The organism is Thermogemmatispora onikobensis (genome assembly GCF_001748285.1).
Taxonomy (GTDB): Bacteria; Chloroflexota; Ktedonobacteria; order Ktedonobacterales; family Ktedonobacteraceae; genus Thermogemmatispora; species Thermogemmatispora onikobensis.
This window is the reverse complement of record NZ_BDGT01000025.1, coordinates 71489-92992: the sequence shown is the minus strand read 5'-3', so window position 1 is coordinate 92992 and position 21504 is coordinate 71489. Positions and strand designations below refer to the sequence as shown.

Genomic DNA, 21504 nt, shown 5'->3' with positions numbered 1-21504 from the left:
CCATCTGTTCCAAGATATCTAGACTGACGTTGTCCGTTACGATTAGTCAGCAGGTAGTCATCTCGTCCTGTCGTCCGGAAGTGCACTCAGGAAGGAGCAAGCCCAATGAATATTGCCGTTTACCGCAAGCAGCTCATTATCACCATCTGCCTACTGATCGTTCTGGCGGCTCTTGCCGTGGGTCTGATTTTGACCCTGCAAACGGGCGGGTTCCATCATTTACTTACTTTGCCATCAAGCGCATCACCAAGCCTTCAGTATCGCTATGGTCCATAAGTAGGTTCTGCCTCCTGCCCGTGTTTTCTAGCCGAGGGCAACTCTCGTCAGCCATATTCACTGAAGCAAGGCGAGACCTAAACAAGCCGTAACGAGACCGGGCACCAGGCGAGACGTGCAGGTACAGATACAGGTATAGCCTAAGTACTAGCGCGTCGATCTCAAAGCCTTTAACAAGTTGCTGGTCCTGCTGCTGGCAGTGGTCCCGGGGATGTGGCAGTGACGGCGAGCGACGCAGAGCGTCACGTGGTACCACCCAGCCACTCATAGGCTGCAACAGCGCCCGTCGCTCCAGCCGTCCTGGCAGCACCGCCCTCTACGGGCCGCATTGGCCAGAGGAGCTACCCATAGCCCACACGGGCAAACGACACAACCCTTGCCTGAGCGGGCGAGGATGCGACCAGGTCAAGATCACTCAACCGATCGGATCGCCCTCGTCCCTCTCAGAGTAACGTCCCTGAGAAAGGAAGCGCCTGATGTCTCACTTCGACTAATCAGCGCACCCTTCGCCGTGATTGCAGACATGGCGAGCTAGCTCAGGCCCCCGGCAGGGTGCCACAGCCAGTGAGCCACGGGCTACGGCCACCTCCCGTAGCACCATCCCGGCCCACTGACACACCAGCCGCACCTGCCTGGCCCGCCTGTCGATACAACGGGTCGGTCAGCCTCCCCCGGTCTGAACCCCTCGAAGCCGCAGCGCTGACCGACCCACCTTTTTGTCTCCCATTCCCCTTCTCTCGATTACTGCACCTCTCCACGGCCCTGAACCTCAACCAGAACCGGGCCGCAATCCCTGGCAGGCGCTTCTTGCCACCATAGAGCGAGCATTACCTGACAGATCACATCTCATAAGCTATAATAAGAAACGCCGGTCGCTCGCATGAACAGTTCGACCTCCCGCGCCGCTCGCCAGCGGTCGCATTTGGCGGTCAGGTTGAAGCACCGATATTTATCGGGTAATCTTAGCTGTGACTACTTACTTCCTACCGACATTTCACAGTGCGGCCTTTTTGGGATTCGGAGGAGAGAAAGAGGCCCGGTAGGCGCAGGCCTCTTTCTAAGCCTTCGTCCTATGGCAGCCAAGAGAATGCAGCAGTCCTGCTAAAGATTAGCGAGCAGACTCAGCGAGCTAAGACGAATGAGATCAGGCCGTCCTGGCCAGGGATCAGACAGAGGCTCCGCTTCACACCTGCGATGGCCTCACAGGGTGCCCGATGCCACGTAAGCCAGGCCAGTTCACGAGGGAGCAGCAGAGCGCATGCGTGTAGTAACGATGGCGCCAGAAGACCCGTTCAAGAACCAGCGCCACAGCTTTGCGATGCCTGCAGCACTCCGGGGCTCTCCTGCCCAGTTCACCAGACCCGCACTGGAGCACGGAAAGAGAGCGCGCTCCCATGCCAGAGCAGCGCAGGCCGGGGATGGTCCTGCTTTGCCAGTAAGCAGCCAGCTCCAGCAGTCGCCCCACGTCGTCAACCATCACCGTCTCCCTCTGCCAGAAGTGTCAGGGCTTTCCGGGGCAGGAGCGGCCCCCCAGACCCAGTTGGGACCAGCGCAGCCACGCAGCCACCGTCTTGCCCTCGCCAGGAGAAAGAGCCTGTGGGCCGCCCAGTGGCCCCTAGACGCACCAGCAAGACCAGTGCGACGCACGCAGGCCAGGCCCTTCCTGGTAGCCTCTGCGATCAGCTCCCCAGCAGCAAGCCTGCGTAGCGGCAAGGAGTGCGCGCGATGAACAGTAAGGTCACCTACTATCGTCAGTACAGCTTTTGTGGCAAACCACAGTGTAAAAAATGTCGCGCAGGGCGCGGGCACGGACCTTACTGGTACGCTTATCGCAGCGAGGGCGGCCAGACCACACGCACCTATATTGGCCGCACCCTGCCACCAGAGGCGCTGACCCAGATCGAACAACAAGAGATCGTGGCCGGTCAGCCAGCGCAGCCCTCGCAGCGACGCCTCTACCTGCTTGGCAGCCTACGTCTGGAACGTTCCATCGAAGAACAGCGAACCACCCGACGTGGCGGACGCCCCACTCTCCAACTCGCCGGGCGCGCCCTCCTGGCTCTGCTGACCGCCAGTCCAGAGCGTCAGCTCTCGCGTCAGCAAGCCATGATCACCCTCTGGCCTGGCCTGGAGCCGTCCGAGGCCATCCGCCGCCTCGAACGCGCCGTCTCCAACCTGCGCTACTGGCTCACCAGTGCCAGCGCCTTAGCCTCAGCTTCCATACTGCTTCAAGAAAGCGAGGAGGCGCTCAGCCTTGCCGGCCAGCAAACCCTGTGGATCGACGCCGACGCCTTCGAAGAGCTGCTCAACCAGGCCTCGCGCTGCAGCGACGAGCCGCTCCGCGAGAGCCTGCTCGATGAGGCTCTGCGCCTCTACAAAGGGGACCTGCTCGCTGGCTGGACTGTCCCGCCTTATCCCGCCCAGCTCGCCAGAAGACGCGAAACCCTACGCAGGAGCTGGCGCCAGGCCCTGCTAACCCTGGTCGATCTACGCCTCGCCCGAGATAACCTCACTGGCGCATTGCCACTGCTCGAACGCCTCTTAGCCTACAACCCCAGCGATGACGAAGCTCTCTCCTTGACGATGTACTGCCTGGCAGCCCTACGTCGCCGCAGCGAGGCCATCCGCCTTTACCAGCAGTTCCTTTCTTCACATGAAGGGATCCCCTCAGAGGCGCTTCAGACCCTCTACCAGGCTATCTGCGCCAACCATCCTCTCTCTCGCCCCCGGCCTGCGCCCGCTCCTCAACCGAGCCAGCCAGCCACCTCCCGAGAGAGTGTCTCCGCCTCTTCTTCCCCTCAGATCGGGCGCACCCACCGCAGCCCTCTGGTCGGGCGTGATCAGGAGCTGACACGCTTACGGCAACTCCTCATCACCACTGAGCAGCTCGCTACAACTACCCTGGAGCGGCTGACTCCCGCAGCCAGCGGGACCGGCTCGGCCCGCAACGGGGCCACTGCCACCTTGCCCCTGGCAACCCAACGCCAACCTCAGTACGCCGTCCTGGTCGCAGCCCCCGGCCTTGGCAAAACTCGTCTGGCCGAAGAACTCAGCCGCGAGGCCCTGCAACGCCAGTGGACGGTCATCTGGAGCCGCGTCTACGAGCAAGAAAGCGCCATCCCGTACCGCCTCTGGATTGAACCACTGCGGAGCATTACCGAGCAAGACTTCTGGTTTACCCAGGAGATTCGACAACATCCCGAACTTTATGCCCCCCTCGGGGCTATCCTGCCCGAACTCTACGAGATCCTGCCACCCCCACCACCACTACCCCCAGAGCAGGAACAGCAGCGCCTCAAAGAGGCTTTGCAAGAACTGCTGACGCGCATCAGCAAACAGGTTCCCCTCCTGCTCGTGCTGGACGACCTGCACTGGGCCGACGCCAGCAGCTGTGAGCTACTCGGCTACCTGGTGCGCCGTCTCGCCGGCCACCCGGTGCTCTTCATCGGCACCTGCCGCGACAGCGATCTGGCCGCCAATACCGTCCTCCAGACGCTCATCGCCCACCTGCAGCGCGAACACGGCGTCATCACCCTGGACTTGCCGCCGCTCACCGATGAACAGATTGCCCAGATCGTCAGCCATATGCCCCCGGCAGCCCTGCGCTTCATCCAGTCGCACGCCGCTGGCAATCCCTTCTTTGCTGAGGAACTGGCCCGCAGCATTGAAATGCAACTGCTTTCCCCTACCGAGAGCAGCTTTCAGGCAAGCCTGCAGCACCTGCCCGAGACCATCACCGCCGTGCTCGATATGCGCCTCACCCGGCTCAGTCGCCACTGCCGCCGCCTGCTCAGCGACGCCTCCATTCTCGGCGGCTCCTTCGAGTTCGAGGCCCTCTGCGCCCTGGAAGCCGCCGATCCCCAGCCTTTCGACGAGGAGCGCGTCCTCGATCTGTTAGACGAGGCCCTGCAGGCCGGCGTCCTGAGCGAGACCAGCAGCGGCAGCCATATCAGCTACCACTTCTGGCATCCTTTACTGGCGAGCCACCTCTACGAGAGCATGTCTGGAATGAAGCGCGTCCTGCTGCATCGGCGCGCCGCCGAAACCCTGCGCCAGCTCTATAGTGGCCACGAAGAGAAGGGCGCCGCCATGATCACCTACCACCTGGTCGCCGGCGGCGGCCCACCCGAGCAGATTATCCGCTACGCCTCGCTGGCAGCAGAGGCCGCCTACGCCCTTTCGGCTTATACCGAGGCGGCCCGCCTCTATCGGATCGCCGTCGAACATTTCCCACAGATCAGCGACCCCACTACGCCCACCAGGAGCCCCCAGGTTCTCCCTTATGACCGCCGCGCCTATCTCCTGGGGAGACTGGCCGAGTGCATCCGCATCCAGGGACATTACGCCGAGGCTTGCCAGCTCTATCAGCGTGCCTTTGATGTTGCACAGGAAGGCCGGACATACGGCCCGAGCGATCCGCCCTATCAAACGCAACTTGAAGCGCGCCTGCTCACCGAGATTGGCCGCACCTGGTTCTATATGAGCGACTTCGCCCGCGCCCACGACTACTGCGACCGGGCCGCCACCAGATTGCGCGCAGCAGGCATCGAAGGAGGGATGGCCTGGGCCACCCTGCGCTACCTGCGAGGCTACATCTACAATGACGAAGGCCGCTACGCCGAAGCGCGCCAGGAGGGGCAGGAGGCTCTGCGCCTCTTTGAAGCCCTCTACACGCACAGCTTCCAGACACGCGCCGGCGGCGCCCCCATCTCAACCCCAGCCAACGCCGAGGAGAGGCTGGCTCACCAAGAAACACGGCCCGCTACCCCCCTGATCAGCGGCGACCCCATCGGTCTCGCCCGCACCCACCGCTTTTTAAGTACCCTGGAGATCAACACCGGTCGCCACGAGCAGGCCCTGCATCACCTGCAAGTCGCCCTCCAGCTTGCCGAAGAACTCGGCCATAAGCGAGAAATTGCCCACATTTGTTGTAATATTGGACATGTCCTTCTTTACCGCGCGAACCATGCCGAAGCCCTGGCCTACTGTCGTCGCTCGCTAGAGCTGGCGGACGAGGTAGGCGATCTGCCATTGATGGCCGTCGTCTTCAGCAACCTGGGCATCCTCGCCGAACGCACAGGTGACCTTAACGATGCCGAGCGCTATCTCAGGCAAGCTATCGCCCAGGGCGAGCAAGGGAAAGACCAGGTCTACCTCAGCTACTGGAACGGCTATCTGGCTGGTGTCCTGCAAGCCCGCGGTCAGCTGAGCGAGGCCGGCCAGGCCCTCTATCAAGCGCTGACCATCGGACGCACCATTAAAAGCAGCCCCTGCATCAGCTCGGCCCTGGTCGCCCTGGCCCGTCTACGCCTTGGCCAGGCGCGCCTGCTACAGGCCAGCCTCTCCCGAGAAATCACCGCCGAGACCGAGCAACGCGCGCAGGGCCAGCAACTTCAACAGCGACTGCTCCAACGAGCCCGGGCCGCGCTGCGGCTGGCCTCAGCCCAATCAGGGATCACCGCAGACGTCGAAGCCCAGGGAAAACTGACCCTGGCCGAGGTCAACCTCCTACTTGGAGAACCAGGCCACGCGCAGTCCCAGGCCGAGGCCATTCTCGAACAGGCGCGCCGCACCAACATGACGATCATCCAGGGGGAGGCCCTGGCGTTGCTAGGCCGTATCTCTGCCCAGGCAGGAACCCGTGAGACCCATCTCCAGGCAGAGCACCACCTTGAGGAGGCCCTGCGCATCTTCCAGGAACGCGGCATGCGACTGCACTACGCCCGCACCCTGATCAGCTATGCCCAGCTGCTCTTACAAGACAGCCCCAGACGCCAGAGCGAGGCCCTCAACTATCAACGCGAGGCCACGGGCATCCTCCGCGAGTGTGGGGCCATGCTCGACCTGCTGCAACTTCAAGCAGCAGAACCCTCCTCCTGAGCAGACACCAGCTGCCAGACGAGGCAGCTCGCACAGCAGAACAAAAGCCCGGCTCCAGGTTGCGAGCCGGGCAGTCTCCCCCTACTTATTCCCTCGCCGGCTAGCTGGAGCGACTGGCATGCTCAGCCCGGCGGCTGCACTCAACGCAGCGCCTCTCCCCTCCCGTTGGTCACCTCGGCCATCACCCACTCGTCGAGCCTGATCAGAACCAGCCACGCGCGAGAGCGATGGTCAAGACGAGCGAGAGAAAGAGCGTGATCCCCCACAGCAGCACCCGCTGATAATCATTGCCATCTGGCAAGGGGGGCAGCTCTTCGGGAGCGGGCAGCAGTGACTCCTCGTGCTGCGAAAGATCCGAGGGAGGAGCCAACGATTGCAAGAGCGGATGACCCTGCAGCGGGTCCTCAGACGCATCAGGCAGCGGCTCGGTCGCAGGCGGACGCGGCTCAGAGACCACAGACACAGATTGGGAAAGTCCAGCAGGAGGCTCAACAACCTGGAGCGGTGCCTCCCGCTGCGTCGTCCGTTCGGTGAGCGCCTGACGCAACTGGGCAGGATGCTGATAGCGCTGCGAGAGATCGGGCCGTAGCCCCTGTCCTGAATAGAGACCCTTCGCTAAAATAGCCTCGAAACCAGGACTGAGCGCCGGATTCAACTGACGAGCCGGAGGGATACGGCCCTGGCTTCTGGCCGGCGGACAACCGGTCGCCAGATGGTAGGCCGTGGCCAACAAAGCATAGAGATCAACACGGCTATCGATCACCCCATGAGTCAGCTCGGGGGCCGTATAAGGCGAGAGCTGCGCGCGAGCCATACCGGTCACAAACTGCGTTGCCCCCGAGGCCAGCATCACCGAAAAGCCCGTCAGCACATAGTGAGAGCGCGTGCGACCGGCAATAATATAGTCTGGCCGGATCAAACCGTGAACAATAGGAGGGGTCTGACTGGCCAGAAACTCCAGGACATCCACCATTTGCAGACAGCACTCGACCACCTCCTGCTCACCAAGAGGACGCCCGCGCCGACGCAAACGGAGCAACAACGACTCCCCCTCAACATGCTCGAAGACGAAGAAATCGCGCTCCGCCTCCGAAAAAACATCGAGCAAGGTAGGGATCTGCGTGTGACGTCCCGCCGCATGGAGGGAAGAAGCAGCAGAGCGAACAAGCGCCCCCCGCAGGCGACCATCTTCACGCGGCAGCACAAACTCACAAATGCGAACTGGCGCCCCCCCACGGCGAGCATCATGCGCCAGCCAGAAGGTCTCGTAAGCTTCCGCCAACCACTCATGACGCCCCTGACGCTCAGCCAGACGATAGCGCCCCCCCTGGAGCAGCTCGCCCGCCTGCAGGGACCGCAGCCCCTCAGCCGCAGTCGAAGGCTGCGCCCCAGAAGAGCGCCCTACTCCCCGGCGCTCCCGCTCGCGCACCTGCTCCTCTGTGCGGCGTTGATCATCCAGAGTCGTCGGCTCCTGACGCCCACCAGCACCAGCACCAGCAGTCTGCCAGGGCCGATGCTGACGCAGCTGCTCCGCTGGCGACTGGTAACGCGGCGCCTCGCTCACCAGCACCGGTGGAACGGGCGGCTGTTGCCCACCAGCATGCCGCCCGGCAACAGGAGTCACCCGCGGAACATGCAAGTGCGGCTGCCTTCCACCAGCGCCGGTTGACCAATGGGGCCGCTCCCGATCTCCCGGGCGAGCCACCGCGTCTCCGCTGGCCACAGGTAACACGAAGCCACAGCGCAGACAGGCTCGCCTCTCCCCATCCCACTGAGCGTGACAACGTGGACACAGCATAAAATCATCCTCCCCTGATGTATGGATGCTTGAGTGACCGGCCTCCCTGCTTACCGGCCAGCACGCGGTGGACCATTATCACCAGGACACCACCAGGATGGATGGTCAGCCCAAAACCACCAAGCAACACCAGTAGAGAGCAGCCAGATGCCAGAGAGTCAGCCATCTGACGCCCGCAACCAACCACCCTGGCGCCTCCCAGTCAGTAAGAAGGATTGCATCGCTTGAGAAAGGAGCAAGTTCATGCCAGGCCTCGCTGCCTGGCTAGCGACAATACCGCAGCGGACGCGGGTTCGACTGGGAGAGAGAGGCCGGTAGCGAGAGCCGTCGCGGCAGCGGCTCAGGCTCCAGCCCCCCAGTCCAAGAATCGGGATCAGCAAGTGCTCCAGAACCCGCGGCATTGGCTACATCGGCACCATGCTGCGCAGGGATCAATCTCCGTAGTGGCTCAGTTTGGGGCCTCCTTCTTGACACGCTTCCCTGCAGGAAGGGTTCACCGCCCTGGGGCGGCGCCTGCCATCCCGCCACTGCAGCCGTCGTGCCCAGCGGAGGAGACAGAGGAGGCGCACACCGGGAGGTCGCCAATGTACGCTCCGCCAGCCGCCCGGGCGCCGTTAAGGTATAGAGCTTAGACGAGCGAAGCCGCGCAAAGTAGGCACGTGCATCAAAATCGCCTCGGAGCAGAGCATCCTGAATGGCCGCCACAGGCAACGCCTCATCGATGAGGCGCTTGATCGCCAGGGCATCAGGCTGCGCCCTTCCCAGAGCGAGATAGCCAACCAGACGATCATCCACCAGCGCCAGGCGATGGTAGCTCTGCTTCCCATGCCGCGTCAGGACCTTCACCTCCGCTGCTTCCGCCAAGGGATCGCCGACCGCCAGGATGGAGAGCGAACCCAGCCGTGTGGCCTGCCAGGAAGCACCAATCACCTCGCTGACCTGGGTCACCACCCGCCCCATCATGGTCGCTGCAGCCACTCGTCCCTGAAGGACAGCAGCATGCCAGGATGGCCGCGAGCGATAGGATGCGCTCAGAGGATGCCGCCAGGCCGCCACATCGCCCGCGGCCAGAATTCCCGGGACACTGGTGCAGAGCCGCTCATCGACAAGAATGCCCTGCTGCTCCTCGTAGACAAGAGGCAGGGTGGAACGAGTCGCCAGGTCGAGCGCGGGACGGGTCCCTGTGCAAATCAGCGCCAGCTGCGCAGGAACAAGACGCCCGTCAGCCGTGGCAACACCCGCTAACTCCCCTACCCTGCCCACAAAGCCTATCACCTCGCTTTCCAGATGAACCAGCGCCCCCGCCTGCTCCACGTGTCGCAAAACAAGCTCAGCCGCCACTCGATTGAGCAAGCGCGGCAGGCAGTAGGAACCGCGAATGAACCAGTGAACACGCTTACCTACGTGCAAAAGGCTCATGACGGTCTCAGCTCCATGCACCCCACCACCAATCACCGCCACCTCTCGCACCTCCCGCAGCCGGCGCCTGACATCAAGATAGTCAGGCAGACGATGCAACGTCAGAACGCCATCCAGCGCAGTACCAGGCAGATCCTTCGGCAACCCACGGGCAACACTACCTGTCGCCAAGAGGAGTACTCCATAGTGGACTACCCCCCCACCCGCTACCAGCAGCCTCCGCTCGACCGCATCGATCATCTCAACCCGCGCTACCCCCACCTTGATCCCACGCGCCTGCTCCGTCCCCTCGGGATAGGCCAGCAATTGGCTCCGGCTCACCTTACCAGAGAGGACTTGACGCAGCGCCGGCGTGTGAATCGTCGGATAGCACTGCTCCGTCAGGATTAGAATCGTGGCATCAGGCGCAAAACGGCGAGCCTCGATCGCAGCAGTCAGGCCGGCGATCCCATTCCCCACAATCACGACATCCGCGCTGGCCTCTATTCGCGAATCGCCGAACCAGGCCGGCAGGGCGGTCTTCTGCATGGTTGAAGCGCACCTTTCCTGTTGAATTACATCTGTATTATCCTTTCAAGGACAACCGTCTCTCTTACCCCATATCTCAGAAGCAAGGCAGCTCTTCCAGCATGTACCTGTGGAATCGAGATGATCCGAAGTAGCCAGGATGGAAGAACAGGAATGAGATAGAGAGGTACTGAGAGAGAGGGCTAACCCTTGAACGATCAGCTGCATTCCGATACCGAAAAGCTGATACCGAAAGGCAGTATGGAACAGAATCGCCCAATTTGCGGGCACAGCGCGGGAAAATAGCCAGAATGTCCCATACGCAGCGCTCACCCCCCCCCACCAGAGGGATGGCACTGCCCTTTCTGGCAAGAGAAGCAAAAAAGCCAATTCAGGTATTGATTTTTGGGCGATTATCTGGTACTGTAAAATATGGAAGGAACAAAATATACCAGACATTGAATATCATTGCGTTTCTTTGTACAGCACCTATTGAAGCAGTCCATGCTTCCCACGGCAACGGCCAGCGCGCCGAAGCGCCGGCTCAGCGACAGCGAGCGCGCTCCCCAGACGTAATTTGATCAACGCGCCGCTCGTTCGTCCTCTGTAGAGAGCAGCATTCAAGGAGCAAGATGCGCTTGTGGAGAAGCAGTATGAGGAAAGGAGCGTTATTTTCGTGCAGCTATTATAGTGCTCTCGCAGTGCAGGGCCTGCTGCTCCTCTCCTGAGTAGCAGCCGTTTCGCCAGCCAGCAACAAGCGAGCGCCAGCGGAAGAGGGGTCCGCGGCCCGGCGACGAACTGCGCTGGCCTTGACGCGGAAAGAGGGGGGACGTCCCGGGCGCTCCAGCAGCAAACAGGCGGCACAAAGCCACCACCGGCCCCCGGCTCGGCGCGGGCTTCGTTCGGCAAGTTGGTCCGTCCGTCAGCAGCTATCTTAGCCAGCCAGAAGGAGCGTGCCATGCAGAAGACCTCTCTGCGTATGACCAAAGCGTCCCCACGTCCCGTGCAAGAAGAACCTGCAGAGATTCGCCATTTTGCCTTGCGCGATTTGCTCCCTTCCCACCATCTCCTGGCCCTCAACCTGACCCTGGGCACCCTGGCCCAGCTCGCCTGTGAGGAAGGTCTGCCCCGTCTCATCGCCGAGCAGCAATTTACCAACAGTGAAATCTGTGTGCTGCTCCCCCTGCTCGAAGCCTATCCCCACTACTGCCCCTACGAAGTCCTTCTTGCCAGCTTCACCAATGGCCAGATCACCGAGGCCGAAGTAGAGCGTTGTCGGCGGCGCCTGAGCCTGGCCCAGGCCGAAGGCGTCTGGGATCAGGAGATGCGCCCGGTGCGCAACGTTCTCTCGCGCACGCGCATGAAGTTGTACGCCTTCGGCATCGATATCTTCTCCATCCTGGAAACGGGCTATGTACTGATGCGTCGAACACGCCAGCGCACCAGCAGCTAAGCGCGTAAGGGACAGCCCCGGGGCTGTCCCTCTCTGATCCTGATAGCCAGCGCCTGCTCTCGCCAGACCTGGCAGAGGAAGTCAAACCGCTCAGCCAGTTGCTCACACGATCTGATGAGCTGAGATCGCCTGGAAAGCGCCGCCTCGCTGTAGCGCCGATGAGGTAGGTCTATCGCCTCTCAGGCTACACTACAGCTCGACAGCAGCAACCTCCCTTACCCTTGCTTTGCTCCCTGGCAGATAGATTGCCAGGGAGCAGCCCTTTCCAGGTTCTAGATCCCCCTCGCTGGCGTCGGCCCTCCCCTCTGGTGAGAGCCTGGCAGACCTTCCCCCAGCGCCCCCACTCCGACCAGTCAGCCCTTCTCTTTTCACTTCCCTGCACCAGTATGGTACACTTAGCGATGGACAGGCAGCGCTGCGTTGCTCTTCCTTTCGCCCAGCATCCAGCCGTCTGCCGTCAGAAGGGACTCCCTCCCATCAGGCAGACCAGAGCATGCCGCGCCCGCCTCTCCATCCGTACCCCGGAGAACACCAACTTCGCTAGCTAGAGAAGAAAGAAAAAAGAAAGGATCGCTATATGGAACTTGGTCTTATCGGGCTTGGACGCATGGGAGCCAATATGGCGCTGCGGCTCCAACGGGCCGGCCACAGATGCATTGGCTATGCACGCCACGCCGAGACCGTGGAGAAACGCTTGAAAGAGGGGGCCATCTCTGCAGGAGCTACTTCCCTGTCCGAACTCGTTGGGCAGCTGAAGCCGCCCCGCACCGTTTGGCTGATGATTCCCGCCGCCTCGGTCGATGCCACTCTGGAGCAGCTCATTCCGCTGCTCTCCCCCGACGACGTCGTTGTCGATGGTGGCAACTCCTTCTATCAGGACGACATTCGCCGCGCCGCCACACTCAAAGAGCATGGCATCCACTACCTGGACGTCGGCACCAGCGGCGGCGTCTGGGGCCTTGAGCGCGGCTACTGCCTGATGATCGGCGGAGAGGCAGAAATCGTGCAGCGGCTCGAACCGCTCTTCGAAGCCCTCGCCCCCGGCCTCCAGGCCGTCTCACGTACTCCCGGACGCGAGCAGGTCGGCGGTACCGCCGAGCACGGCTATCTGCATTGCGGCCCACACGGCGCCGGCCACTTCGTCAAAATGATACACAACGGCATCGAGTACGGCATCATGGCCGCCTACGCCGAGGGCTTCAACATCTTGCGCCACGCCAACATCGGCAAGCATCCCGAAGAGATCGACGCCGAGACGACGCCGCTGCGCAACCCCGAGTACTATCAGTACGACTTCAACCTGGCCGACATCGCCGAACTCTGGCGCCGCGGCAGCGTCATCGCCTCCTGGCTGCTCGATCTGACCGCTCACGCCCTGCTCCAAGATCCCGATCTGAGCCAGTTTGCGGGGCGCGTCTCCGACTCCGGTGAAGGGCGCTGGACAATCAAAGCCGCTATTGACGAGGCCGTACCCGCCGGCGTGCTCAGCACCGCCCTCTACGAGCGCTTCGCTTCCCGCGGCGAGGCAGATTTTGCCGATAAGCTGCTCTCGGCTATGCGCTTCGAGTTCGGTGGTCACCATGAGAAGCAAGGCTAGCCCCGGCTACTACCACCTCTGTCAAGGCTAACCCCTCGTACAGCCGACCCGCCTCGCTCGCGAGATGCGCGCCGGGGCCGCCGACCGCCGGGCAGCCACCGCCACATAACGTTTGCCCGCGGCTCCGGAATGGGCTGGCCCGCTACTGCGCGGAGCCAGCCTTCCTGCCCTTTCCTCTCCCTCCTCTCCTCAAACCTGGGTGAAGAACTTCTCCCAGCACTCCTATCCTCTAAGGAGACACAAGCCACTCTCTCCACCTCATCACTTATCAGCGTATTTCATCACAGCTGATCGCCAGTTGCTGCTCTTGAATAGGTATTTTTACCTAAATTCTGGTATAATGAGGGGGCGGTCATGTACAGCTATAGGCAAGAACACACAACATGCACAGGTGCTCAGCCATGAGATACACCACCAATCACGAGCCGCACGGGTCGGTCTCCCAGAGCGAGCCAGGATCAGCCCGCTCAGGGGGAGCAGCGAGACGACCGGCAAGCCTGTTCTCTCCCAGCAGGAACCGCTATCGCTCGACCCCATCCCGGACCATCCAACTGCTGCTGACTGGCCTCCTCAGCCTGCTTCTGATCGCCACCGCCGTTCTCGCCTGGGGCCTCTATGCGCTTCTGAGCGGCAGTAGCACGGGCGGCAACCAGGCCCAGCGTCACTCTTCTGCTACCTTCATCGCCGAGCACCCGCAGGAGCCGGCCAACGAGCAGCAAGTGCTTGTTCTCGCTCAGCGCTATCTGACAGCTTTGCTGCACCATGACTACAGCACCATGTGGTCGCTCCTGGCACCTGCCCGGCGCGCCCTCTGGCCCGACGAGCAAGCCTTCGCGCATTTCTGGCAGGCACGCTTTGCCCATTACACCCTCCAGGGCTTCAGCCTGGGACTGCCCAGCCGGCTCAGCCGCTGGGTCGACCCCGAGACCATGACGAGCTACAGCGATACCCTGACCGTCCCGGCCTCGCTGCAACTGGCCCCCGACGCCATCTTGAGCAAGGAAGCTAATTTACCGCCCGAGGACCGGCACCCGGCGAGCGTCTACCACAACCTGCCCTTCATCGTCCAGGGCAGCCCCGGTCAGGGCGATGAACAGCCACACTGGTATGTGCTTTCTGGCGGACCGGCAGACTCCGAAGCCCCCATCCTGCCCCCACCGCAGCCAGCCGCCCGCAGCGTCTCCGTCCCCATCCTGATGTACCATCATGTCTCACCAGCCCCCACCCACAACCTGCTCGATTTCAGCCTGACGGTCACGCCGCGCAACCTTGCCGCCCAGCTCGACTATCTCAAAAGCCACGGCTACCACACCATCACCTTCAACCAGCTCTTCAACGCTCTCTATTTCGACGCACCGCTGCCCCCGCATCCCATCATCCTTACCTTTGACGATGGGTACGAGGACGTCTATCACTACGCTGTGCCCCTCCTACAGGCCCACGGCTTCAGCGGCATGTTCTATATCATCACCGGGGCCGTGGGCGCCGCGGGCTATATGAGCTGGAACGAGATCCGTAGTCTGCTCGCCCAGGGCATGCAGGTCGGCTCACATACCGTGCACCATACAAGCCTGGGCTGGATCATCATCGGCGACCCCCAGCTCACTCAGCAGGAGCTGCAGGCCTCACAGGCTGCCCTGCAGCAGCACCTCGGCATCCCTATCCAACAGTTCTGCTACCCCAGCGGCGAGCCATTCCGCCACGGTACCCCCCTCGAACAGACACGCATCTCCACCATGCTGGCCGCCGACGGCTATGTCGGCGCTACAACCGACCCCGGCCCCACCGGCTGGCTCCAGCAAAGCACCCAGCCTTTCGCTCTCTTGCGCATCCGCGTCGACGGACGTGAAAACCTGGCGGAATTTATCGCCAGCCTGCCGCCATCTCCATAAAACGGAACGGGTGAATTGCAAGATCTCCTCGAAAAGGGTCTTTACAATTCACCCTTCAATGTGCTATCATTCTAGCTGCCAACACAAAGGCTTGGGGATGTAGCTCAGCCGGTAGAGCGCGACAATCGCACTGTCGAGGTCAGGGGTTCGAGTCCCCTCATCTCCACCCGCTGCCTGCTCAGCAGTAGAGCACAGCTCAACGGCAGCAAGGACTAAAGGGCCTTCCCCCCTTGCAAACCGCAAAGCTTTGTGCTATAGTAAAAGGGCAGCGGAAAGAGAACAGCTCTGGCGATGAGCAGGAGTAGTAGGTCGCCAGACCCGTCCAGAGAGTAGCCGGCTGGTGCAAGGCTACACGGGAAAACGACCGAACTCGCCTGTGAGCAACAGGTGCGAACGCCTCGGGAGTCAGTAGCACCTGTCGGTATGCCCGTTATAGCAGTGAATGAGTGCCAGTCACCCGGCCCTGCGGAGTGAAGAATAGCTCGCTTGTTCGGCGCTCTGAAGCGTCGCCTCTATTCTTGCTTGGGCCTGTAGCACAGCTGGTAGCGCGCCTCTATGGCATGGAGGAGGTCAGGGGTTCGAGTCCCCTCAGGTCCACCTTTCTTCAACTCCGCAGTAAGCTGCTGATGGTGATTGGAAACAGGGTGGTACCACGGAAAAACCTTTCGTCCCGAGGGGATGAAAGGTTTTTTTATTGCTACGCTCGCTCCCTACTCCGTCGCTTATTTCCTGGCCTGTCGCTGTCGCCTTCCTGGCTCGGCGCCGTTCGCCCTGCGCCTGGTCTGCGCCGCAGCCTGCTTTGTCTTTCGGCGGCTGCCGCTCCACCTGGACTACCGCCGCTATCAAAGCAGGGCCACCACTACGAGCCAGCCAGCCAGCCAGACCAGGAGAAGCAGCAGAATAAGCGCCACCGCTCTCGCGCGGGCGCCGCGGGCTGGCTTCGCAAGCCTATGTACGACGCCAGTTCGCTTTGCCTCTGCTTTCCTGCTGTTGGCCGCAGTGCCTGATCAGGTCCGACCGATTATCAGGGGAGGGACACCTGCAATGATCACGCGCACAAAATATGATCCAAAGGTAATTGAACCAAAATGGCAGACTCGCTGGGAGGAGGAGCAGATCTATCACGCGCCGGACGATTCGCCTAAGCCCAAGTTCTATCATTTGGTGATGTTCCCCTACCCCTCCGGCGATCTGCACATGGGCCACTGGTACAACTATTCTCCTTTCGATGCCTATGGCCGCTTTATGCGCCGCCTGGGCTACAATGTTATGCAGCCCATCGGCTTCGACGCCTTCGGCCTGCCCGCCGAAAACGCCGCCATCAAACGCGGCATCCAGGCCCACGATTGGACAATGGCCAACATCGAACGCATGCGCCAACAGCTGCGCATGATGGGCGCTCAGTGGGACTGGCAGCGCGAGGTCGTGACCTGTCAGCCCGAGTATTATAAATGGACACAGTGGCTCTTCCTGCAGTTCTATAAGCACGGCCTGGCCTATCGCACTCGCGCCCCCGCAAACTGGTGCCCCGGCTGCAATACTACCCTGGCCAATGAGCAGGTGCTGCCTAACGGCACGTGCGAACGCTGCGGCAGTACGGTGATCCGCAAGGAGATCGAGCAGTGGCTGCTGCGCATCACTCAATACGCCGAGGAGCTGCTGCGCTTCGATGGCATCGAATGGCCCGAGAAGACTATCACGATGCAGCGTAACTGGATCGGACGCAGCGAGGGGGCAGAGATCCGTTTCTTTACCGAGATCGCCGGTGAGCGCGTCGAGATCCCCGTCTTTACCACGCGCCCCGATACGATCTACGGTGTGACCTTCTTCGTACTGGCCCCGGAGCATCCACTGGTCGAGCGCCTGACAACTCCTGAACAGCGCGCCGCGGTCGAGGCCTACGTCGAGCGTACCCGCCGCATGACTGAGATCGAGCGCATGAATACCGAGAAGGAGAAGACGGGCGTCTTCACCGGCGGCTTTGTCACCAATCCTGTCAGCGGCGACCGCGTGCCGGTCTGGATCGCCGATTATGTGCTGCTGAGCTATGGCTCGGGCGCGGTGATGGGCGTGCCTGCCCACGATCAGCGCGATTTCGAGTTCGCCCGCACGTTTGGCCTGCCCATCCGTCAGGTGATCCTGCCCCCAGGCGAGGAGGAAAGCGATCCGGCAACCTGGAGCGAGGCCAAGGCGGCCTACGGAACCATGATCAACTCCGGCCCCTTTACAGGAACGCCCGCCGACCAGGCCATCCGCCGCGTGATTAGCTACCTGGAGGAACAGGGCATCGGACAGTCGAAGGTGACTTACCGTCTGCGCGACTGGCTGATCAGCCGCCAGCGCTACTGGGGCGCCCCGATCCCCATCATCTATTGTCCCAAGGATGGCACGGTTCCCGTTCCCGAGGACCAGCTGCCCGTCTATCTGCCCGAGCATGTCCAGTTCAAGCCGACGGGCGAGTCCCCTCTGCGCTACGAACCGGCCTTCTTGAATACAACCTGCCCCCAGTGCGGCGGCCCGGCTACGCGCGAGGTCGATACGATGGACACCTTCATTTGCTCGTCCTGGTACTTCCTGCGCTACGCCGATCCGCATAACGACACACAGGCCTGGAGCGAGGAGGCCATCCGCCGCTGGCTGCCGGTCGACCAGTATGTGGGCGGCGCCGAGCACGCTACCATGCACCTGCTGTACGCGCGCTTCTTCGTCAAGGCCCTGCGCGATATGGGCTATCTGCATTTCGATGAGCCGTTCCTGCGCCTGTATCACCAGGGCATGGTCCTGGGCTCCGACGGCCAAAAGATGTCAAAGTCGCGCGGCAACGTCGAGGCCCCCGATAAGTATGTCGAGAAGTACGGCGCCGATACGGTGCGCTGCTACATGATGTTCATCGGCCCCTTCGACCAGGGCGGTAGCTTCAAAGCAGAGAACCTGGAAGGCGTCTGGCGCTTCCTGAACCGCTTCTGGAACCTGGTGACGGAAAGCTGGGTCAGCGGCACAGTCAGCGAGGAGGAGAACGAGGCAAGCCGCGCCATCGAGCGCCTGCGCCATAAGACGATTAAGCGGGTCACCGAGGACCTGCATCACTTCCGCTTCAATACAGCCCTGGCCGCTTTGATGGAGATGAACAATGCCCTGATCAAACAACAGCACGAGCCGGTCGCTCGCACCGCCACCTATCGCCAGGCCCTGGAGACCATGATGCACCTGCTGGCTCCGATGGCCCCTCATATCACCGAGGAGCTGTGGGAAATGACCGGCCACCAGGGCAGCATCCATCTGAGCGACTGGCCACAGTATGATGAGGCCCTGACACGCGATGAAACTTTCACGCTGGTGGTCCAGGTCAATGGGCGCGTGCGCGAACGCCTGGAGGTGCCGGTCGAGACATCCGAGGAGGAGATCCGTCAGCTGGTGCTGCGCAATCCGCGCGTGGCCGCCTCTATCGGCGATACCCCCGTGGAGAAGTTCATCTACGTGCCAGGCCGCATCGCAAATGTGGTTACACGCCAGGCTTCGAAGCCAGAGCAGGCCCAGCCAGCAGAGTAAGCCAGTAGCAGGGCTGGAGGCTGGTGCCTTGATCTTCTCTCACAGCGGCTAAAGGCAACCAATCAGCCAGTCTATGGCCGTGATGCCAGCTTGCGCATCACGGCCATCTTTTTGGGAGGTCTCTTTTTGGCCTTTCCCTGAGTTTCTCCAGCACGTTGCTCCCTGATCGGACAGACCGTAGAGGACCTCAGAGCACTCGAGAGGCCCACAGAGGCACCGCGCAACATCGACCGCTGGCCAAAAGCACAGCCATTGTCATGGGGGAAGAAATATGCTAAACTAGTATGGCCGCTGTGACAAAACGCCCTGGAGCCATCTGGGCTGATATATCTGCTTTCACCAACGCACCTCAACAATATCGCTTTGGCGATACATAGAGTTTGGTTGCACCGACCAGGGCTACGAAAGTGGTACATTAATTCAGGAAAGGAAGCGTTTCTGAATCGATGGCACCCCCTCCGGTTGGAAAGCACATCTTGTCGGAACTGTATTCGTGCGACAAGAACCTGATGGCTCAGCTGGATAGCGAGAAGCTGCGTGCAGCCGTCTCTAGGATGACGAAAGAGCACAATCTCACGCAACTGGGAGCTTTTTGTCATCAGTTCGATGGGGGCGGTATCACCTGCCTGATCGCCCTGGCTGAGTCTCATATTGCTATCCATACCTGGCCAGAATTGGGCTACGCGACGCTGGAGGTCTACATCTGCAACTACCAGCGGGATAATTCCGACGCCGCTGAACGCATCCACGCCGCGCTCGTCTCTTTCTTCGAGCCAGGGAAAGTCGAAACTCGCCGGCTCGCCCGCTAATTCCGCCCTCCGCTCATCCACCAAACCTGTCCGCCTGCCCGCTATCCACCTGCCTGTCCGCAGGGACGGGTCGCCGCGAAGGTGCGAGAGAGGAAAGGAGGAGGAAGGGAAGGGAACAAGAGGAGGAAGGAGAGCATCCCTGTGGGTGGGGTCGGCTCCTCGGCGCAGAAAACGCTCACGGCCATGCCCCGCGCCGAAGCCAAGCGGGGCATGGCTCAGGTGGGCGTTTTTTCTATTCCACTACAAGGACACGGTCGTCCCGGATGATCATGCCCACGTTCGGGTCTTCGATGGCATCCCGTACGTACTTGGGCAGAGCAAACATGTGCTGGTGCGACTCAACATCGTAAAATCTGAGATTGGTGCAACCCCTCTCCCGCAGCGTGGCCGCGATAACCTCCGGCGTAAAGCGCGCCGCGATGTCCGCGTCACTGGCTACAGCAAAGCCCCAGGGGAGACCAAAGAAAGTGACCATCGCCTGATAGGAAAACACCGATTTGAAGCACTGCTTCAGGGTCTTGATGATCGAGGCATGCGCCTCACAGACTCCAATGTCGGTCGCTTCAGCCTGCATGCCAAAAGTCCCCCCCGGATTGAGTCGCGACTTGGCCAGCTGGAAAAATTCAGTGGTGAAGAGCAGGGCCGCCGGCCCCCCCTCCAGTGGGTCTGTGGCGTCAACAATGACACTGTCAAAGGTCTCGTTGGTCTTCTCTAGATAGCCCCGCGCATCCGTATGCACTAGCTCAACTCGCGGATCGTCAAAGGCTCCCTGGTGCCACTCCCCCAAATGCTCCCTGGCCAGCGCCACCAGCGTGTCGTCAATGTCTACCATCACTACCCGCTCAACGGTGTTGTGCCTCAGTACTTCACGAAGCGAGGCTCCCTCTCCCCCTCCAACAATGAAAACCTTCTTGGGCTGCCGATGTGCAATGAGGACTGGATGAATGAGCGCTTCGTGATAGATGTGCTCGTCTAGGGCCGAGGACTGCGGAATGCCATCCAGAAAAAGCGCCCTCCCAAAACCGATGGTGTCCAGAATCAGGATCTCCTGATACGGCGACCGGGTGGCAACAACCGTCTTGAGCACACGGTACATGTTGGCCCGCGTGCCCCCGCGAAAATCTATCAGCCAGTTCTGTGCCTGCATCTGCTTCATCAAATGCATAATTCACCCCTCAACTTCCTAAGATATTGTGAGATAAAAAGTATAGAGGAGAGGATCGGATAAAAGAAGTGAAGTGCGGCTTGAAGCCACTCCTCGCTCCCAAGCTGTTCCAGTCCCGGCAACTATTATAGCATATCCACACCCCTCTGCCTCTGCTATTCCACACTTCCTGCCAGTGCCTCGCCCGCTTCCCCACTCTCTCACTGGCCCAGCAAGTACCCAGTAAGCAGGCCCAGGCCAGACCAGATGGGATGTCAGGGCCTTTCCTCTCCTCACCAGGCTCGCTGCTCGCACCACCACCAGAGATGGAACCTGTGCGGGGCCTCAATCGTAATAAGAGCGAGAACCGCCAGAGGTCGCCCAGTGCGCCGCTTGGGCGCTCCCGGGCTAATGGGTAGAGAGCCGCACCTGCTATTTCCGCTTTCCCTTGCTGCGGAGGAAATGCCAAAGTGAGGGATGGAAAGCGTTACTATAAAATGAGAGGACTTGTGCAGATGCCCAGGTCTCGCCTTATTTGAAACGTTGACCGTCTGCTGCTCTTCTCTCGCTATAATTGACGAGCATCAGCAGTCATCGAACCTGCACCACATGGGCAAAGCGAGATAGGGGCTCGGCACGTGAGTGAGTGAGCGAGCGATTGAACGTGAGGACAGAGAGAGCATGATGAATCCACGGATCGATGAGGAACGGCAACCTGAGACCCCGTGCGACACGACGCTCAGTCAACTGATCGACGAGGGCGAGGCGCTGATGTGCCAGGGCTTTACTGAGGATGAGGTCACCTCTCTGCTCTGGCTACGCCAGTGGTACCAGAGTGGAGGAAGCGATCGGATGGAGATCGTCCGTCGCCTGGAGTTCATTAGAATGCTGTTCCTGCACGGCAAAATTCAGTTGTAGCTTATTTCGTCTACCTGCCCTCCGGCAACGCCGGCAAAACCATCCCACCCCCGGCGATCTCCAGCCGGGCAGTGGGATTGGCTCCCTGACAACTGCCTCAGTGTGAGCATGCGGGCAGGCACGTGACGATAGAGGCGCTCTTTTCCGGCGAGTCGGCTGCCGACCTGGGCTTGTGCGGCTGCCTGCTCGCCGCTTTGCTTCTTGCTCCTATCTCCCTCTAACTTGGCCCCACCACCCAACGTAGTAATTGCAGAAACAGAAA

Annotated in this window: 11 protein-coding genes and 2 tRNA genes; 10 read left to right on the top strand and 3 right to left on the bottom strand. The window is 61.2% G+C overall.

The window, feature by feature from the left end:
- Nucleotides 1–105: 105 nt before the first annotated feature.
- Nucleotides 106–276 (top strand): hypothetical protein, encoded by a 171-nt coding sequence (locus tag BGC09_RS22895; protein ID WP_176728914.1) that lies wholly within the window; start codon nucleotides 106–108, stop codon nucleotides 274–276.
- Nucleotides 277–2001: 1725 nt separating this feature from the next.
- On the top strand, nucleotides 2002–6156 hold the full coding sequence (locus BGC09_RS12460) for a DUF6788 family protein (protein ID WP_069804316.1): 4155 nt from the start codon (nucleotides 2002–2004) through the stop codon (nucleotides 6154–6156).
- A gap of 202 nt (nucleotides 6157–6358) precedes the next feature.
- On the opposite strand, the gene BGC09_RS12455 is transcribed toward BGC09_RS12460, so the two are convergent.
- Together BGC09_RS12455 and BGC09_RS12450 are read right to left on the bottom strand one after the other, a co-directional pair.
- Nucleotides 6359–7954 carry a protein kinase domain-containing protein gene (locus BGC09_RS12455; RefSeq protein ID WP_084658622.1) on the bottom strand — a complete coding sequence of 532 codons (1596 nt, stop codon included), beginning with the start codon at nucleotides 7952–7954 and terminating at the stop codon, nucleotides 6359–6361.
- Nucleotides 7955–8218: 264 nt separating this feature from the next.
- Nucleotides 8219–9901, bottom strand: a complete 1683-nt coding sequence (locus BGC09_RS12450) for an NAD(P)/FAD-dependent oxidoreductase (protein ID WP_069804314.1) — start codon at nucleotides 9899–9901, stop codon at nucleotides 8219–8221.
- 937 nt (nucleotides 9902–10838) lie between these two features.
- Here BGC09_RS12450 and BGC09_RS12445 point away from each other — a divergent pair.
- The 7 genes from BGC09_RS12445 (at nucleotide 10839) to speD (ending at nucleotide 19180) form a co-directional block, all read left to right on the top strand.
- Nucleotides 10839–11333, top strand: a complete 495-nt coding sequence (locus tag BGC09_RS12445) for a hypothetical protein (protein ID WP_069804313.1) — start codon at nucleotides 10839–10841, stop codon at nucleotides 11331–11333.
- Between the two features lie 577 nt (nucleotides 11334–11910).
- Complete coding sequence (gene gnd / locus BGC09_RS12440; protein ID WP_069804312.1) at nucleotides 11911–12930, top strand: phosphogluconate dehydrogenase (NAD(+)-dependent, decarboxylating); 1020 nt, start codon at nucleotides 11911–11913, stop codon at nucleotides 12928–12930.
- A 401-nt stretch (nucleotides 12931–13331) separates the two neighbouring features.
- Nucleotides 13332–14822 (top strand): polysaccharide deacetylase family protein, encoded by a 1491-nt coding sequence (locus BGC09_RS12435; RefSeq protein WP_069804311.1) that lies wholly within the window; start codon nucleotides 13332–13334, stop codon nucleotides 14820–14822.
- A 93-nt stretch (nucleotides 14823–14915) separates the two neighbouring features.
- Nucleotides 14916–14988, top strand: a tRNA-Ala gene (locus BGC09_RS12430).
- Nucleotides 14989–15346: 358 nt separating this feature from the next.
- Nucleotides 15347–15419, top strand: a tRNA-Ala gene (locus BGC09_RS12425).
- Nucleotides 15420–15866: 447 nt separating this feature from the next.
- A complete protein-coding gene (gene leuS / locus BGC09_RS12420) occupies nucleotides 15867–18371 on the top strand; it encodes a leucine--tRNA ligase (protein WP_069804326.1) in 2505 nt (834 codons plus the stop codon).
- 446 nt (nucleotides 18372–18817) lie between these two features.
- The gene (gene speD, locus BGC09_RS12415; RefSeq protein WP_069804310.1) at nucleotides 18818–19180 is read left to right on the top strand and encodes an adenosylmethionine decarboxylase; all 363 of its coding nucleotides are present in this window, start codon (nucleotides 18818–18820) and stop codon (nucleotides 19178–19180) included.
- Between the two features lie 232 nt (nucleotides 19181–19412).
- Here speD and speE read toward each other — a convergent pair whose 3' ends face one another.
- On the bottom strand, nucleotides 19413–20345 hold the full coding sequence (speE, locus tag BGC09_RS12410) for a polyamine aminopropyltransferase (RefSeq protein WP_084658617.1): 933 nt from the start codon (nucleotides 20343–20345) through the stop codon (nucleotides 19413–19415).
- Between the two features lie 660 nt (nucleotides 20346–21005).
- Here speE and BGC09_RS12405 point away from each other — a divergent pair.
- Nucleotides 21006–21242, top strand: coding sequence for a hypothetical protein (locus BGC09_RS12405; protein WP_069804309.1), 237 nt, complete (start codon nucleotides 21006–21008; stop codon nucleotides 21240–21242).
- Nucleotides 21243–21504: the final 262 nt, after the last annotated feature.